Raw genomic sequence first — 15,415 nt, forward strand, 5'->3', positions numbered from 1 at the left:
GCCACGTCAGCCCTTTACGTAGGGCAACCCGGCTGCGGCTGGCCCTCGAGAGCGCCCGACGACACCGGCGACCACAAAGATCGTGACGACGTAGGGAAGCATGAGCATGAACTCGCTGGGCACGGGCGACCCGATGACGCTGAGGGTGTTCTGCAGGCTCGAGGCGAACCCGAAAAGAAGCGCAGCGAGTGTCGCCTTGATCGGGTCCCACTGGCCGAAGATCACCGCGGCCAGCGCGATGAAGCCCGCGCCGGCAGTCATCTCTTTGTTGAAGGCGATGCCGTTTCCGATCGTGAAGACCGTGCCACCGAGGCCCGCCAGCGCCCCGGCGAGGAGCACATTCCAGAACCGGGTCGGGTTGACGCGGATGCCGACGGTGTCGGCGGCCTGCGGGTGTTCGCCGACCGCGCGCAGCCGCAGACCCCAGCGCGTACGGAACATGCCGAACCACACCAACGCCACGGCGAGGTACATCAAGTAGACGATGATCGTCTGGCGGAACAGCACCGGCCCGAGCACGGGGATGTCCGACAACAGAGGAATCGCGATGCGGTCGAAGCGAGGCGGAGTGTTGAGCGTTGCGGCGTTGGGCTGCAGCACCTGGGAGAACAAGAAGCTCGTGAGGCCCGTCACCAGAACGTTCAGCACGACACCGACGATGACCTGCTCGACGAGGTATTTGATCGAAAACGCCGCGAGCACGAAGGCCACGAGCATGCCGGCGACCATAGCCGCGAGCAGCCCGAGGATCGGGAGTCCGGTAACGGTTGCCACGACCGCCGCCGTGAATGCACCGGCGAGCAACTGTCCCTCGATCGCGATGTTGACCACGCCGACGCGTTCGCCGATGACACCGGTAAGGGCGCCGTAGATGAGCGGGATCGCGAGAGCGACAGCGCCGGCAAGGAGGCCCGTGACGGGGATCGCAGCGCCCGAGGCCGCCCATGCGAGGAAGCCGTAGACGAGGATCACGATGTACGCCGCGATCACCCACAGGGGCGTCGTTCCTCGTGCGCGGACGAACCACGCTGCCAGCGCGGTCAGCACCAGCAGCAGGACGAACACCACCCACACGGTCAGGGTGACGGGAACAACGATGTCGCCGAGCTGCACGGCGTCACTGCCCGTCGACAGGCGGAACGTGGTGTCACCGCTGCGCGGTGCAGCCACGATGAGCAGCGCGTAGAGGGCGGCGAAGATAGCCAGCGCGATCGGGGCCTTCCAGCTGCGCACGTCGGCCTTCTGCAGTTCGATGGGGGCGATGGCCCCGTCCGGAGTGGTCACCGTGCTCACTTCGACACCGCCATCATCTCGGCCTTCAACTCTTTCTCACGAGCCTTTGCACGCTTGCGCTGGTCGCGCTCCTTCGAGGGAAGGAAGAAGATCGTGCGCACCAGGGGCGGCGCCGCAATGAACAGCACGATGAGCGACTGGACGACCGTCACGATCTCGATGGGGATCTGCTCGCCAGCCTGCATGGCGAAACCACCCGCCTTGAATGCACCGAACAGGATGCCAGCCGCGAACGTTCCCCACGGGGTGGAGCGGCCGAGCAGTGCCACCGTGATCGCGTCGAAGCCGATGCCCGCGTCGATGTCGGCAGAGAAGCCGGTGGTGATCGTGCCGAGCACTTGATCGACACCGGCGAGACCCACCAGCGCTCCGGCGATGAGCATGCCGTAGACGTACATGCCCTTCACGTTGATACCCGCCACGCGCGCCGCGTGCGGGTTCTCCCCCACGGCGCGGAACTTAAACCCGAGGCTCGAGCGGCTGATGATCCACCACACCAAGATGGTCGCCGCGATGGAGAGGACGAACCCGAAGTGCAGGTTGTACTGGTCGCCCAGGATCAACGGGAAGACCGCGGTCTCCTTCATCGGGGGCGTCTTCGGGTTGGCTGAACCCGGGGCTTGCAGCAGGCCCGGTGTGCGCAGCATCCACGAGACCAAATAGAACGCGACGTAGTTGAGCATGATCGTCACGATCACCTCGTGCGCGCCCGTTCGCGCCTTCAGCACACCGGCGATACCGGCCCACAGCGCACCGGCCACGAGGCCCGCCAGCAGCGCCACGGCCATGTGGATTCCCCACGGCAGGTCGAGCGAGAACCCGACCCAGCCGGCCGCGGCGGAGGCCATCAGCATCTGGCCGCGCCCACCGATGTTGAACATTCCGATGCGGAAGGCGAGCGCCACACCGAGGCCTGCCGCGATCAGCGGCGTCGCGAAGGTGAGCGTCTCGGTGAAGGGTCGGATGCCGCGCGCGAACGAGTCTGCGCCGAAGTTGTAGATCGCGCCCTGGAACAGCGCGCTGTAGGCACCGCCCACCGCTGCGAAGATCGCGGCAAACGTGTCGCCGGGCCGGGCGAAGAAGTAGACCGAGGCTTCCCGCACCGCGGGATCGGTCCACGCGATCATGATTCCGCCGACGATCAGCGCCAGAACGACGGCGAGGACCGAGATAAGCGCGTTGCCCTGAGTGATCTGCACGAACGTGTCGTGCCACTTCGAGGGCTTCTGGGCCTCGGGGGCTTTCTGCTTCGGGAGATCAAACTGCGAGTCCGGCTGCATTCCTCCGCCGGTCAGACTCTCACTCATGCCGCTGCCTCTCCGGTCGGGGCTTCGCCGGCCATCATGAGGCCCAGCGTTCCTCGGGGGGTGTCACCCGGGACGATGCCAATGATCTTTCCCCGATACATCACGATGATTCGATCGGCCAGTGCCGTCACTTCGTCGAGTTCTGTGGAGACGACGATCACCGGGATCCCCGCGTCCCGCGTTTCGACGATGCGCTTGTGGATGAACTCGATCGATCCCACGTCGACGCCGCGCGTGGGCTGTGCGGCGACGAACAGCGACAGGTCACGGCTGAGCTCGCGTGCCAGCACGACTTTCTGCTGGTTGCCGCCCGACAGTGTGCCGACGGGGGTATCGACACCCTGGGCACGCACGTCGAACTCGTGGAACTTCTCTTCGGCGAACTCCGAGATGTAGCTCAGGCGCAACGCGCCGCCGCGCACGAACGGGGCCCCTGTGGTGCGGTCGAGCACCAGGTTCTCGGCAATGGTCATGGGAGCGACCAGGCCGTCTTCCTTGCGGTCTTCGGGCACGAAGCCCACGCCTTCGTCGAGGATGCGACGCACGGTCTTGCCGACGAGCTCGGTGTTGTTGAGGACGACAGAGCCGCTCACCCGCTCCTGCAGGCCCACGAGCGCTTCAGTGAGCTCGGTCTGGCCGTTGCCCTGCACACCAGCGATCGCGACGATCTCACCGGCGCGCACGTCGAAGTCGACGCCGTCGACGACGATCTGGTCTTTCGAGTCCACGACCGTGAGGTTCTGCACGATGAGGGACTTCTCGCCGAGTGAGGGCGGGTTCTTCTGCACGGTGAGCTCGACGGCGCGACCCACCATCAGCTCGGCGAGTTCGGCGTTAGTGGCGGTCGGCGATGCCTCGCCGACGACCTTGCCCAGACGGATCACGGTGATGCGGTCGGCGACTTCGCGCACTTCGCGCAGCTTGTGGGTGATGAAGACGATAGAGGTGCCGGCCTCTTTCAGCTGGCGCATGATCTCCATCAGCTCGTCGGTCTCCTGTGGGGTGAGCACCGCGGTGGGCTCGTCGAAGACGAGCACCTTGGCGTCACGGGAGAGCGCCTTGATGATCTCCACGCGCTGCTGAACCCCCACCGGGAGGTCTTCGACCACGGCGTCCGGGTCGAGATCGAACCCGAAGCGCGCCGAGATCTCGCGCACGCGTTCGCGCGCGGCATCCAGATCAAGAACTCCGCCCGCCTTGGTCGACTCGTGGCCGAGCATGACATTCTCGGCGACCGTGAACACGGGAATGAGCATGAAGTGCTGGTGCACCATGCCGATGCCCGCGCGCATCGCGTCACCCGGTCCTTGGAAGTACTGCACCTGGTCGTCGAGCAGGATGACGCCGTCGTCAGCCTGGTACAGACCGTAGAGCACGTTCATCAGGGTCGACTTGCCGGCACCGTTCTCACCGAGCAGGCAGTGGATTTCGCCGGGTTCGATCACGAGGTCGATGTGATCGTTGGCGACCAGGCTGCCGAACCGCTTGGTGATGCCGCGGAGTTCGAGCTTCATGTTGCAGATCCTAGTAAGAGGCGTGCACGAAAGGCACGCGATGTCCGGACGCATGTGTGGGGAGACCGGCGAACCGGCCTCCCCACACGCGATGCTGGATTTCTCAGCCCGCCAGGTACGACGTGACCGGGATCGATCCGTCGATGATGCCGGCGGTGATCTCGTCGAGCTCACCCTGCAGGTCGGGCGAAATCATGCTCTCGAAGTCGTGGAACGGAGCAAGGCCCACGCCCTCGTTCTCGAGCGTGCCGACGAACGGCGTGACATCGAAGCTGCCTTCAGCGGCTGCGGTAACAGCCTCCTCGACACCCACGTCGATGCCCTTGCGGATCGAGGTGAGGAGCAGGTCGGCGACCGACGGGTCGGTCTCGTACACGTCGGCGTCGACACCGACGAGCGCGATGTCGCGGCCCGAGTCACGGATGACGGATGCTGCGGACTGGTAGATCGGTCCGCCGACGGGCAGCAGCACGTCGACGCCCTGGTCGACCAGACCCTGAGCCGAGTTGATGGCGTCCTGGTTGGCGACGAAGCCACCGGTGAACACGCCGTCCTCGCCGTCCCAGCCGAAGACCTCGACCGAGTCGTCCTTCTGCTCGTTCCAGTACTCGACACCCTGTGCGAAGCCGTCCATGAAGATCGAGACGGTCGGGAAGTTCATTCCACCGAACGTGCCGACCTTCTTGGCCTCGGAGTACGACGCTGCGGCGTAGCCGGCGAGGAACGCGGCCTGCGCGGTGTCGAAGACGATGGGCTTGATGTTCGGAGCGTCAGTTTCGCCGTCGAAGTCGTTGTCCACGACATCGTCGATCGAGACGTACTCGATGTCGGGGTTCGCCAGAGCGGACTCGGCTGCTGCCGATGCCAGCGCGAAGCCGACCGTGACGATAACCGAGCAGTCCTGGTCGACGAGTGCGGTCAGGTTGGGGCCGTAGTCGGACTCAGAGTCGGACTGAACGGTCACCGGCTCGACACCGAACGCCTCAGCGGCACGGGTCAAACCCTCGAAACCGAGCTGGTTGAACGACTTGTCGTCGAAGCCACCGGCATCCGAAACCATGCAGGGCTTGAAGCCCTCAACGGCGGATGCGGTGCTGTCGGTCGGCTCGTCGGTGGTCTCTTCGGGTGCCGAGGCGCAACCGGCGAGGGCAACGATCATGCTTGCGCCAACAAGGCCGCCAAGCAGTCGCTTACGGGTGGAAATGGTCAACTCAGCCTCCACGTACAAAGGCCCGCGTACCTCGCGGGTGCTGGAGTGAAGTTACCCTGTGTGACGCCCTGCTTGCATGCCAGATCGGCCCTGGACGCCGAATGGTTACAAAGACGCAATCTGCTGGTACATGACGGCAACGTCAGAGCACATCGCCCCGTCCGGTGAGCTTGAGCGCATCAACCACACCTTTCACGCGCTGTGCGTGCTCGCTCGTGGTCACCAGCAGCGCGTCCGGCGTGTCGACCACGACGATGTCGCGCACGCCGACGAGGCTGATCACTCGAGACGTCTGCGAGACCACGATGCCGCTCGCGGCATCCGACAAAATCCTCGCGTTCTCGCCCAGGATCGCCAGATCGTTCTTACGCCCATGCGAGTTGAGCTTCGCCAGGCTCGCGAAGTCCCCCACGTCATCCCAATCGAAGTGACCGGGAATGACCGCCAGCCGCCCCTTCGCAGCGGCAGGCTCGGCCACTGAGTAGTCGATCGCGATCTTCTTGAGCGTCGGCCACACGCGGTCCACGACCGGTCCGCGGGCGTCGCGGTCGTCCCACGCTTCGGCCAAATCCATCAGACCGGCGTACAACTGCGGCTCTTGCTCAGCGATCTCCCCAAGCAACACATCAGCGCGCGTGATGAACATGCCGGCGTTCCACAAATACGAACGGTCGGCGAAATACTCGCGGGCAGTGTCGAGGTCGGGCTTCTCGACGAAGCTATCGACCATTGCCGCCTCGGGCGCACCGTCGATGACGAACTCCCCACCCTTGCGGATGTACCCGAATCCCACGGATGGCTCAGAAGGCTGAATGCCGATCGTGCAGATATAGCCCTCGCGCGCGACGGCGACGGCTTGACGCACCGCCCAGTCGAACAGGTGCGGCACCCGGATGACATGGTCGGCCGCGAACGACCCGATGATGACGTCGGGTTCACGTCGAGACAGAATTGCGGCGGCCAGCCCGATCGCGGCCGTCGAGTCTCGCGGCTCAGATTCGAGAATGACGTTCAGATCCGGGATGCCGGGAAGCTCGCTTTCCACCGCTGCGCGATGCGCCCGGCCCGTCACCACGGCGATCCGATCGGGGCCAGCCAGCGGCTCGAGGCGATTCCACGTGTCGCGCAGCAGAGTGTGACCAGAGCCAGTCAGATCATGCAGGAACTTGGGCGCGTCGGCACGAGAGAGCGGCCACAGCCTGCTGCCGATGCCGCCGGCGGGGATCACTGCGTAGAAGTCTTTGATCGGCTCAGGCATGCCAGCCAGCGTACCGGCCGCACCCTCGGCTGCCCGGATGCGCGAAAGAACGGGCGGATTTGTCTCGACGTCAAGAGAGCTCGACTTAGGTTGTCCTTCGTCGCCTCGCTCGCAAACCGGGGAATAGTATTGACGTCAGCGCCCGCGTGACGCAAGGACCGCATCCCTGTGGGATCGGCCCACTTTCGGGGCATCGAACCTCGCCCCCGACCATGTTTCGATCCAGGGAGGACGACCGTGTCTGCACCAGCACGCGTCACACCGTCGGTATCTGAAACCACTTCCAAGACTCCCCGCGGCACCCTGTACCGCGGGAACGAAGGAATGTGGTCATGGGTGCTTCACCGCATCACCGGCATCGCGATCTTTTTCTTCTTGCTCGTCCACGTGCTCGACACCGCACTGATCCGCGTGTCGCCCGAGGCATACAACGCCGTGATGAGCTCGTACAAGAACCCGGTGATGGGCATCGGCGAGGTCGTCCTGGTCGGCGCCGTCGCCTACCACGCGTACAACGGCCTGCGCATCATCGCCGTCGACGCCTGGACGTGGGCGACTCGCCACCAGCGCCAGTTGTGGTGGGGAGTGCTCGGGCTCTGGCTTGCGACCATGATCCCCTTCAGCGTCCGCCACCTGTCGATCGTGTTCGCCGAGATCGGAGGAGGTCACTGATGTCCGCCACCATCGCCGACCCCCGCGCCCCGCGTGAGGCTGTGCGCCGCAAGGGCCCCAACCTCGAAAAGGCCGGTTGGATCTACATGCGCGTATCGGGCGTTCTGCTCGTCGTGCTGATTTTCGGCCACCTGTTCGTCAACCTGATGCTCGGCGAAGGAATTCACGGCATCGACTTCGCCTTCGTCGCCGGCAAGCTGTCCTCGCCGTTCTGGCAGTGGTGGGACGTCCTCATGCTGTGGCTCGCGTTGATCCACGGCGGCAACGGCATGCGCACCATCGTGAACGACTACGTCACGGGCGAGACGACCCGCAAGGTGCTCGTCGGAGCGATCTGGGTGGCCGCGGCTTTCCTCATCGTCCTCGGCACGCTGGTCGTCTTCACCTTCGACCCGTGCCTGGGCCTCACCGACACGAGCGCGGACTGGCTGCTGGCGGAGTGCGCGTAACGCGCACCCTCCCCGACGACGAGACATCGAGAAACCGAGAGCACTGCTTGTGACTACCGAAACCGCGGACAGCTACGTCAAGGACGGCGTCCACTACCACCAGTTCGACATCGTGATCGTGGGCGCCGGCGGTGCCGGCATGCGCGCGGCCATCGAAGCCGGGCCAGGCGCGAGGACCGCCGTCATCTCGAAGCTGTACCCCACGCGTTCGCACACCGGCGCCGCACAGGGCGGCATGGCTGCGGCCCTGGCCAACGTCGAAGAGGACTCGTGGGAATGGCACACCTTCGACACCGTCAAGGGTGGCGACTACCTCGTCGACCAGGACGCCGCAGAGATCCTGGCAAAAGAGGCGATCGACGCGGTCATCGACCTCGAAAACATGGGTCTGCCATTCAACCGCACGCCCGAGGGAAAGATCGACCAGCGCCGCTTCGGCGGACACACCGCCGATCACGGGAAGACGCCCGTACGTCGCGCGTGTTACGCGGCCGACCGTACCGGCCACATGATCCTCCAGACGCTGTTCCAGAACTGCGTCAAGCTCGGCATCAACTTCTTCAACGAGTTTTACGTGCTCGATCTCGTGACCGTCAAAGCCGAAGACGGCAGCACCCAGATCGCCGGCGTCGTGGCGTACGACCTGGCCACCGGTGAGTTGCACGTCTTCCAGTCGAAGGCCGTCATCTTCGCGACCGGCGGTTTCGGCAAGATCTTCAAGACGACCTCGAACGCTCACACCCTCACGGGTGACGGCGTCGGGATCATCTGGCGCAAGGGCCTGCCGCTCGAGGACATGGAGTTCTTCCAGTTCCACCCGACCGGCCTGGCTGGCCTCGGCATCCTGCTCACCGAAGGCGCGCGCGGCGAAGGCGCGATCCTGCGCAACGTGTCGGGTGAGCGCTTCATGGAGCGCTACGCGCCCACGATCAAAGACCTCGCGCCGCGAGACATCGTCAGCCGCTGCATGGTGCAAGAGGTCGCCGAAGGGCGCGGTGCGGGTCCCCACAAGGACTACGTGCTGCTGGACTGCACGCACCTGGGGGCCGAAGTCCTCGAGACGAAGCTCCCTGACATCACCGAGTTCGCCCGCACCTACCTCGGTGTCGACCCGGTCGTCGAGCCTGTCCCGGTGATGCCCACCGCGCACTACGCCATGGGTGGCATCCCGACCAACAATGACGCGCAGGTGCTGAGCGACAACACCACCGTCGTGCCGGGTCTGTACGCCGCCGGTGAGTGCGCGTGCGTCTCGGTCCACGGCTCGAACCGCCTCGGCACCAACTCGCTGCTCGACATCAACGTGTTCGGCAAGCGCGCCGGCAAGAACGCCGTCGAGTACGTCAAGACGGCCGAGTTCGTGCCGCTGCCCGAAGACCCGGCTGCCGAAGTGCGCGGCCTGATCGAAGGCCTGCGCAACAACCAGGGCACCGAGCGGATCGCTGTGCTGCGCAAGAAGTTGCAGGACGAAATGGACCGCAAGGCGCAGGTGTTCCGCACCGACGAGTCGCTGGCCGAGGTCATGGACGTCATCGCCGATCTGCGCGAGCGCTACAAGAACATCCACGTCGACGACAAGGGCAAGCGGTTCAACACCGATCTCCTCGAGGCCGTCGAACTGGGCTTCCTCCTCGACATCGCCGAGGTCGTCGTCGTCACCGCCCGCAACCGCAAGGAGAGCCGCGGCGGCCACATGCGCGATGACTTCCCCACGCGCGATGACGAGAACTACATGAAGCACACGATGGCGTACCTCTCGGGCGACGCGCACTCGTCGCACCCGGAGGACCACATCCGTCTGGACTGGAAGCCTGTCGTGTTCACCAAGAACGAGGCCGGCGAGTTGCGCTACCCGCCGTTGGAGAGGAAGTACTGATGTCGACTGTCGTTGCCGCAGAGACCCCCACCGAGTCGACGCCGGACACCGCGACGCCGGCAGACACCGGCATCCAGTCCTATCTCGTCACCTTCATCATTCGGCGATTCGACCCCGAGGTAGACGACGAGCCGCGCTGGGTCGACTACGACGTCGAGCTGTACTCGACCGACCGCGTGCTGGACGCCCTCCACAAGATCAAGTGGGAGGTCGACGGCTCGCTCACCTTCCGCCGCTCGTGTGCGCACGGCATCTGTGGGTCCGACGCGATGCGCATCAACGGTCGCAACCGCCTCGCCTGCAAGACGCTGATCAAGGACCTCGACATTTCGAAGCCGATCTACGTCGAGGCGATCAAGGGTCTGCCGCTGGAAAAGGACCTCGTCGTCGACATGGAGCCGTTCTTCGCGTCGTACCGCGAGGTGCAGCCGTTCCTCATCGCGAACTCGACGCCCGAGAAGGGCAAGGAGCGCAAGCAGTCGATCGTCGACCGCGAGATCTTCGACGACACCACGAAGTGCATTCTGTGCGCGGCATGCACCTCGTCGTGCCCGGTGTTCTGGACCGACGGCCAGTACTTCGGTCCTGCCGCCATCGTCAACGCGCACCGCTTCATCTTCGACTCGCGCGACGACGCCGGTGATGTGCGCCTCGACATCCTGAACGACAAAGAGGGCGTGTGGCGGTGCCGCACCACCTTCAACTGCACCGAAGCATGCCCCCGCGGTATCGAGGTCACGAAGGCGATCGCCGAAGTCAAGCAGGCGGTTCTGCGCGGCAAGGCCTGAGGCTCCGCGGCATGAGCGCATCGCCGAGCGATGAGCGGATGCCGCACCCGCACGTCTCACAAGCGGCTCACCCCCTTCGGGTGAGCCGCTTCGCCGTCACTGCGGCGTACGCCGCGCAGGGCCTCGGGTACGCCGTGGTGGTGACCTCGCTCCCCGCGCTCAAGGAACGTCAGGGCGTGGACGACACGATGGTGTCGATCCTGGTCCTCGGTGTCGCGCTCATGGCCGCCGTCGGATCGGTGCTGGCGAACGCGGTCGCCGTGCACTGGGGTTCGCGCTCCGCGCTCTCGCTCGGCCTTCTCGTGCAGGGCATCGCCCTGCCGCTCATCGCCCTGCCAACGCCGTTCGCGGTGTTCGCGGCCGCCTTTGCCCTCTTCGGCGTGGGGCTCGGGTGCGTCGACGCCGGCGTCGCGATGCAGGGCGTTGCGGTGCAGCGACGCCACGGCCACCCGCTGCTCGGCAGGTTCTTCGCCGCGCTCACTGCTGCGGCGATCGCTGGTGCTCTGCTGGTCTCGGCCGTCGCCGCCACGGCCCTTGCCGCCGGAATCGCCCTCACTGTCGCGGGCGTCGCTGCCGCGACTGTGGGGATCGTCGGGCGGTGGTTCTTCCTGCGCGATGTGCCGGTGGACGACGCGCTGCCGGCAACCGAGCGAGCGCGGCTCCCGCGAGCAGGAATCTGGGCGTTCGGCTTCGTGATCCTCGCGGTGTTCGTCGTGGATTCGGCCGTATCGACCTGGAGCACCGTGTATCTGCATGATGACCTCGCGACGGCCGCGTGGGTCGCCCCGCTCGGCTACGCGGCATACCAGGCGGCCGTGTTGGTGACACGACTGGTCACCGATCGACTGGTGGGTGCGTGGGGGCGCGCGCGCCTCGTGGCGATCGCGGTGGTGATCTCTGCCGCCGGGCTGCTGGCGGTCGTGCTCCTCCCCTTCGCCGTCGCCGCCGTCCTCGGATTCGCCCTCGCCGGCGTCGCGACGGGCGTCCTCGTACCGGTGACCTTCGGCGCCGCGGGCGACCTTTCGCCCGAACACAGCGACCAGGTGATCGCGCGCGTCAACCTCTTCAACTACGCGGGCGCGATCCTCGGCGCGGTCGTGGTGGGCCTGCTCGCCGATGGCCCCGGGCTCGCGGTGGCGTTCGCGCTGCCCGCCCTCGCGCTGTTCGCGGTGCTGTGGGTGCTCCCCCGTTTCCGGGCGACGCCAGCGGCGATGTCGGCACGCTCTGGCTCACCCCGCTAACCTGGCGAGGTGAGTGAACGAAGCCCCCAGCACGCTCGTGCCGCGGCCGATGTCGCTCAGCGCGAAGAGGAGACGCTTCGCGCGCGGTGGGAATCGACACAAGAGTCGCTGCGCGAGCGATTCGATGAGCCCATTCATCGCGCCACCCGACTGACACAAAAGACGTTGGCGTGGTTCCCCGTGCGTGTCTGGCGCCACTTCCTACAGCACAACGGCTTCTTGCTGGCCGCGGGGGTGAGCTACCAGGCCCTCTTCGCAACGTTCGCCGCGATCTATGTCGCCTTCGCGATCGCGGGGCTCTGGCTCGGGGGCAGCCAAGACGCCATCAACGGCCTCATCGCGCTCATCAACACCTACATCCCTGGCTTGATCGCGGACGATGGCCTGTTCACTCCCGCTCAGGTGGCCGATATCGCCACGAGCAGCGCTGGGGTGCTGGGCATCACCGGTGCGATCGCCCTCGGCACCCTCATCTGGACCGCGATCGGCTTCGTGACCTTCATCCGACGCGCCATCCGTGACATCTTCGGGTTGCCGCCAGATCTGCGCAGCTACTTCATGCTGAAGGCGCGGGACTTCCTCGGTGCCGTGCTGTTCGCCATCGCCCTAGTGATCGGCTTCGCCGCGATTTCCGTGGGCACATGGGCGCTCGGCCTGGTGTTCGGGTTCTTTGGCTGGAGTGACACCTCGAGCTGGTACGGGATTTCCGTGCGTGTGGGCACAATTCTGATCTCGTTCATCGTGTTCAGCGCGGCCCTGCTGGGACTCATCCGCTTCCTCACCGGGACGAAGCTGCCCTGGCGACGCATCTGGCCGGGCGCACTCCTCGGCGGCGGGGCCATCACGGTCCTGCAGTTGTTCACGGGATGGCTGTTCATCTACACCCCGTCCAACGCCCTCCTGGCGACATTCGCGATCTTCGTGGGCCTGTTGCTGTGGTTCCGCATCATCGGGATCATCATGTTGGTGGCCGCGGCGTGGGTGGCCGTCTCGGCGCGCGATCGCGACGTGCCCCTGCTCCCGCAGACAGAGGCCGAGCGTCTCGCCGCCGAGCACCGCGCACTCCTCCTCGCGGCCCAGGTACGCCTGCGCACGGCACAAGAGGCGCGCGAGTCGGCGCCGTGGCATCGACGCTGGCGGGCCGATCTCGCCGTGCGCGACGCCGAGCGCGAACTGCAAGAGGTCGAGGAAGCAACGCCGGCCCCGCCGAAGAAGGCGTCATCCCTGTTCGAATGATCCGAGTCCATCACGGTCAGCGATGTCTGTGCCCGTCGTTAGGCTGATCAGATGTCTCGCAGGGTTCGCATCGCCTCTATCAACGTCAACGGAATCCGCGCAGCGGTCCGCAAGGGAATGCTCGACTGGCTCGAACACGCCGACGTCGACATCATGGCGCTTCAAGAAGTACGGGCGACCGAGGCCGAGTTGCGCGCTGCCGTCCCCGGATGGCAGATCGTCAACGATGAAGCCCTCGCGAAAGGTCGCGCGGGGGTGGCCGTGGCATCCCGGCTCCCGTCAGCAGACGTCCGCCGCGTCCTCTCCCCCGAACCCCTCGACAGCGCGGGCCGCTGGATCGAGGCCGACTTCGACATCGACGGCACGCGCCTCACGGTCGTCAGTGCCTACGTGCACACCGGCGAAGCCGACAGCCCTAAGCAAGACGCCAAGTGGGCCTTTCTCGACGCGATGGAGAAGCGGATGCCGCAGCTCGCCGCGCACGCAGATTTCGCCCTCATCATGGGCGACCTCAACGTCGGGCACCGCGAGCTCGACATCCGCAACTGGAAGGGCAACGTGAAAAAGTCGGGCTTCCTCCCCCGTGAGCGCGCGTACTTCGACCGCTTCCTCGGGGCGGCTGGGCAAGAGGTCGCCGCCGTGGACGGCACCACCGGCACCGGGCTCGGGTGGGTCGACGTCGGGCGCGCGGCGCACGGCGACGTCGACGGGCCCTACACGTGGTGGTCGATGCGCGGCCGCGCGTTCGACAACGACTCCGGGTGGCGCATCGACTACCACCTCGCCACTCCCGCGCTCGCCCAGCGCGCGTCCGGCTACACGGTCGTCCGCGCCGATTCGTGGGACACCCGGTGGAGTGATCACGCGCCGGTCATCGTCGACTACGACGTCTGATCGCGCGGGCCGCCGTGCGCGGCATCCGATCCGAATCGAACGGCGCAACGCGCACGCTTAGGATTGTCGAGTGACTAAACCGCGCCTGTACTCCGGAATGCAGCCCTCTGCCGACTCCCTCCAGATCGGTAACTACATCGGGGCGCTCATGCAGTGGCGCGAAATGCAGCAGTCGTACGACGCGTTCTTCTCGGTCGTCGACCTTCACGCCCTGACCGTTCCGAACGACCCGGCAGAGCTGCGCGAGAAGACCCGCCGGACGGCCGCACAGTACATCGCGGCGGGCATCGAGCCGTCGCGCTCGACGCTGTACGTGCAGTCGCACGTGAGCGCCCACGCCGAACTCGCGTGGATTCTCTCCACCGTCACCGGGTTCGGCGAGGCCGGGCGGATGACGCAGTTCAAAGACAAGTCCTCGCGGTACGGCACGGATGCCACCTCCGTCGGCCTGTTCACCTACCCGGTGCTGATGGCCGCCGACATCTTGCTCTACCAGACCGATCTTGTCCCCGTGGGCGATGACCAGAAGCAGCACGTCGAACTCACGCGTGATCTCGCCGAGCGCTTCAACAGCCGCTACGGCAAGGCGTTCACGGTGCCGATGCCTGTGATTCAGCAGGACACCGCGCGCATCTACGACCTGCAGAACCCGACGGCGAAGATGTCGAAGTCGGCCGAGACCGACGCCGGCGTGCTGTGGCTGCTCGATGACCCGTCGAAGTCGGCGAAGAAGATCATGCGCGCCGTCACCGACAGCGAGGGCTCGGTGCGGTACGACCGCCAGAACAAGCCCGGTGTGTCGAACCTTCTCGTCATCTACGCGGCCCTGAGTGGACGCCAGATCCCCTCGATCGAGGATGAGTACGCCGGTCGCGGCTACGGCGACTTCAAGAAGGGTCTCGCCGAGGTCGTGGTGAACGAGTTCGGCCCGGTGCGCGAGCGCGCTCTGGCGCTCCTCGACGACCCGGCAGAACTCGACCGTGTGCTGGCCGTCAACGCGGGCAAGGCAGAAGAAGTCGCGAACAAGACGCTCGCCGACGTCTACGACAAGGTCGGGCTTCTGCGTCGCGCGTAGACGCTCGGACCACACGATGCAGCCGGTCGACCTTCAGACGACGCGCCTGACGTTACGCGCCCCCGGGCCTGACGACATCGAGGCGATCTTCGAGGCGTGCCAGGATCCCGAGATTCCTCGCTGGACCACGGTGCCCTCCCCCTACGCACGCTCCGACGCCGAAGAGTTCGTGGCGAAGACCGCCACGTGGTGGCACGACGACGCCCAGTACGTGTGGACGATCCGCCTGGGGTCCTCCTTCGCCGGAGTGATTGGCCTACACGAAGTCACCCCGCGCGGCTCGGCCGAGATCGGGTTCTGGCTGTCGCCGGATGCCCGTGGCCAGCGCGTCCTCACCGAGGCCGGCCGAGCGGTGATCGACTTCGCGTTCTCACCCGAGATCGGCATGCGCCGCCTGTCGTGGCGGGCCGTGGTGGGCAATGTGCCGTCTGCCAAAACTGCGCGCGCCCTGGGCTTCCGCTACGAGGGAACACTGCGCCAGGCGCTGACGAGCCCGCGCGGGCGTGACGACGGCTGGGTCGCCGGCCTCTTGGCGGAGGATGATCGGATGCCCCACCCCTGGCCTGTCCTCGAAGGCTGACAGCCGCGAACCCGCGTGCCAG

General features: G+C 66.0%; 14 protein-coding genes. 9 read left to right on the plus strand and 5 right to left on the minus strand.

What is annotated here, in order from left to right; translation table 11 throughout:
- Positions 1 to 6: 6 nt before the first annotated feature.
- From ON062_RS11930 to ON062_RS11950, 5 genes are all read right to left on the minus strand, one after another.
- Entirely contained in the window at positions 7 to 1,293 is a 1,287-nt protein-coding gene (locus ON062_RS11930) for an ABC transporter permease (RefSeq protein WP_274647357.1), read from the minus strand.
- Positions 1,290 to 2,573, minus strand: coding sequence for an ABC transporter permease (locus ON062_RS11935; RefSeq protein ID WP_274647427.1), 1,284 nt, complete (start codon positions 2,571 to 2,573; stop codon positions 1,290 to 1,292). The genes ON062_RS11930 and ON062_RS11935 overlap by 4 nt, the downstream gene beginning before the upstream one ends.
- 23 nt (positions 2,574 to 2,596) lie before the next feature.
- A complete protein-coding gene (locus ON062_RS11940; RefSeq protein WP_274647358.1) occupies positions 2,597 to 4,114 on the minus strand; it encodes an ABC transporter ATP-binding protein in 1,518 nt (505 codons plus the stop codon).
- A 103-nt stretch (positions 4,115 to 4,217) separates the two neighbouring features.
- Entirely contained in the window at positions 4,218 to 5,324 is a 1,107-nt protein-coding gene (locus tag ON062_RS11945) for a BMP family protein (protein ID WP_274647359.1), read from the minus strand.
- Between the two features lie 142 nt (positions 5,325 to 5,466).
- A complete protein-coding gene (locus ON062_RS11950; protein ID WP_274647360.1) occupies positions 5,467 to 6,582 on the minus strand; it encodes a mannose-1-phosphate guanylyltransferase in 1,116 nt (371 codons plus the stop codon).
- Positions 6,583 to 6,819: 237 nt separating this feature from the next.
- Between ON062_RS11950 and sdhC the strand changes: the two genes are divergently transcribed.
- From sdhC to ON062_RS11995, 9 genes are all read left to right on the plus strand, one after another.
- A complete protein-coding gene (gene sdhC, locus ON062_RS11955; protein WP_274647361.1) occupies positions 6,820 to 7,254 on the plus strand; it encodes a succinate dehydrogenase, cytochrome b556 subunit in 435 nt (144 codons plus the stop codon).
- On the plus strand, positions 7,254 to 7,703 hold the full coding sequence (locus ON062_RS11960) for a succinate dehydrogenase hydrophobic membrane anchor subunit (RefSeq protein WP_274647362.1): 450 nt from the start codon (positions 7,254 to 7,256) through the stop codon (positions 7,701 to 7,703). The genes sdhC and ON062_RS11960 overlap by 1 nt, the downstream gene beginning before the upstream one ends.
- A gap of 49 nt (positions 7,704 to 7,752) precedes the next feature.
- Positions 7,753 to 9,579: a succinate dehydrogenase flavoprotein subunit gene (sdhA, locus tag ON062_RS11965; RefSeq protein ID WP_274647363.1), complete on the plus strand. Its 1,827-nt coding sequence runs from the start codon at positions 7,753 to 7,755 to the stop codon at positions 9,577 to 9,579.
- Complete coding sequence (locus ON062_RS11970; protein WP_274647364.1) at positions 9,579 to 10,367, plus strand: succinate dehydrogenase iron-sulfur subunit; 789 nt, start codon at positions 9,579 to 9,581, stop codon at positions 10,365 to 10,367. Before sdhA ends, ON062_RS11970 begins: the two co-directional genes overlap by 1 nt.
- Before the next feature lie 11 nt (positions 10,368 to 10,378).
- A complete protein-coding gene (locus ON062_RS11975) occupies positions 10,379 to 11,608 on the plus strand; it encodes an MFS transporter (RefSeq protein WP_274647365.1) in 1,230 nt (409 codons plus the stop codon).
- A 9-nt stretch (positions 11,609 to 11,617) separates the two neighbouring features.
- Complete coding sequence (locus ON062_RS11980) at positions 11,618 to 12,844, plus strand: YihY/virulence factor BrkB family protein (protein WP_274647366.1); 1,227 nt, start codon at positions 11,618 to 11,620, stop codon at positions 12,842 to 12,844.
- 51 nt (positions 12,845 to 12,895) lie between these two features.
- Positions 12,896 to 13,738 (plus strand): exodeoxyribonuclease III, encoded by an 843-nt coding sequence (locus ON062_RS11985; protein ID WP_274647367.1) that lies wholly within the window; start codon positions 12,896 to 12,898, stop codon positions 13,736 to 13,738.
- A gap of 70 nt (positions 13,739 to 13,808) precedes the next feature.
- Positions 13,809 to 14,813 (plus strand): tryptophan--tRNA ligase, encoded by a 1,005-nt coding sequence (gene trpS, locus ON062_RS11990; RefSeq protein WP_274647368.1) that lies wholly within the window; start codon positions 13,809 to 13,811, stop codon positions 14,811 to 14,813.
- A gap of 16 nt (positions 14,814 to 14,829) precedes the next feature.
- On the plus strand, positions 14,830 to 15,393 hold the full coding sequence (locus ON062_RS11995; RefSeq protein ID WP_274647369.1) for a GNAT family N-acetyltransferase: 564 nt from the start codon (positions 14,830 to 14,832) through the stop codon (positions 15,391 to 15,393).
- Positions 15,394 to 15,415 lie beyond the last annotated feature (22 nt).

This window comes from Microbacterium sp. C7(2022) (genome assembly GCF_028823665.1).
Taxonomy (GTDB): Bacteria; Actinomycetota; Actinomycetes; order Actinomycetales; family Microbacteriaceae; genus Microbacterium.

Coding starts and splice junctions, on each gene's coding strand:
- ON062_RS11985 (WP_274647367.1), top strand. CDS start 12,896: ATGTCTCGCAGGGTTCGCATCGCCTCTATCAACGTCAACGGAATCCGC.
- ON062_RS11975 (WP_274647365.1), top strand. CDS start 10,379: ATGAGCGCATCGCCGAGCGATGAGCGGATGCCGCACCCGCACGTCTCA.
- ON062_RS11995 (WP_274647369.1), top strand. CDS start 14,830: ATGCAGCCGGTCGACCTTCAGACGACGCGCCTGACGTTACGCGCCCCC.
- ON062_RS11960 (WP_274647362.1), top strand. CDS start 7,254: ATGTCCGCCACCATCGCCGACCCCCGCGCCCCGCGTGAGGCTGTGCGC.
- ON062_RS11935 (WP_274647427.1), bottom strand. CDS start 2,573: ATGCAGCCGGACTCGCAGTTTGATCTCCCGAAGCAGAAAGCCCCCGAG.
- ON062_RS11970 (WP_274647364.1), top strand. CDS start 9,579: ATGTCGACTGTCGTTGCCGCAGAGACCCCCACCGAGTCGACGCCGGAC.
- ON062_RS11940 (WP_274647358.1), bottom strand. CDS start 4,114: ATGAAGCTCGAACTCCGCGGCATCACCAAGCGGTTCGGCAGCCTGGTC.
- ON062_RS11950 (WP_274647360.1), bottom strand. CDS start 6,582: ATGCCTGAGCCGATCAAAGACTTCTACGCAGTGATCCCCGCCGGCGGC.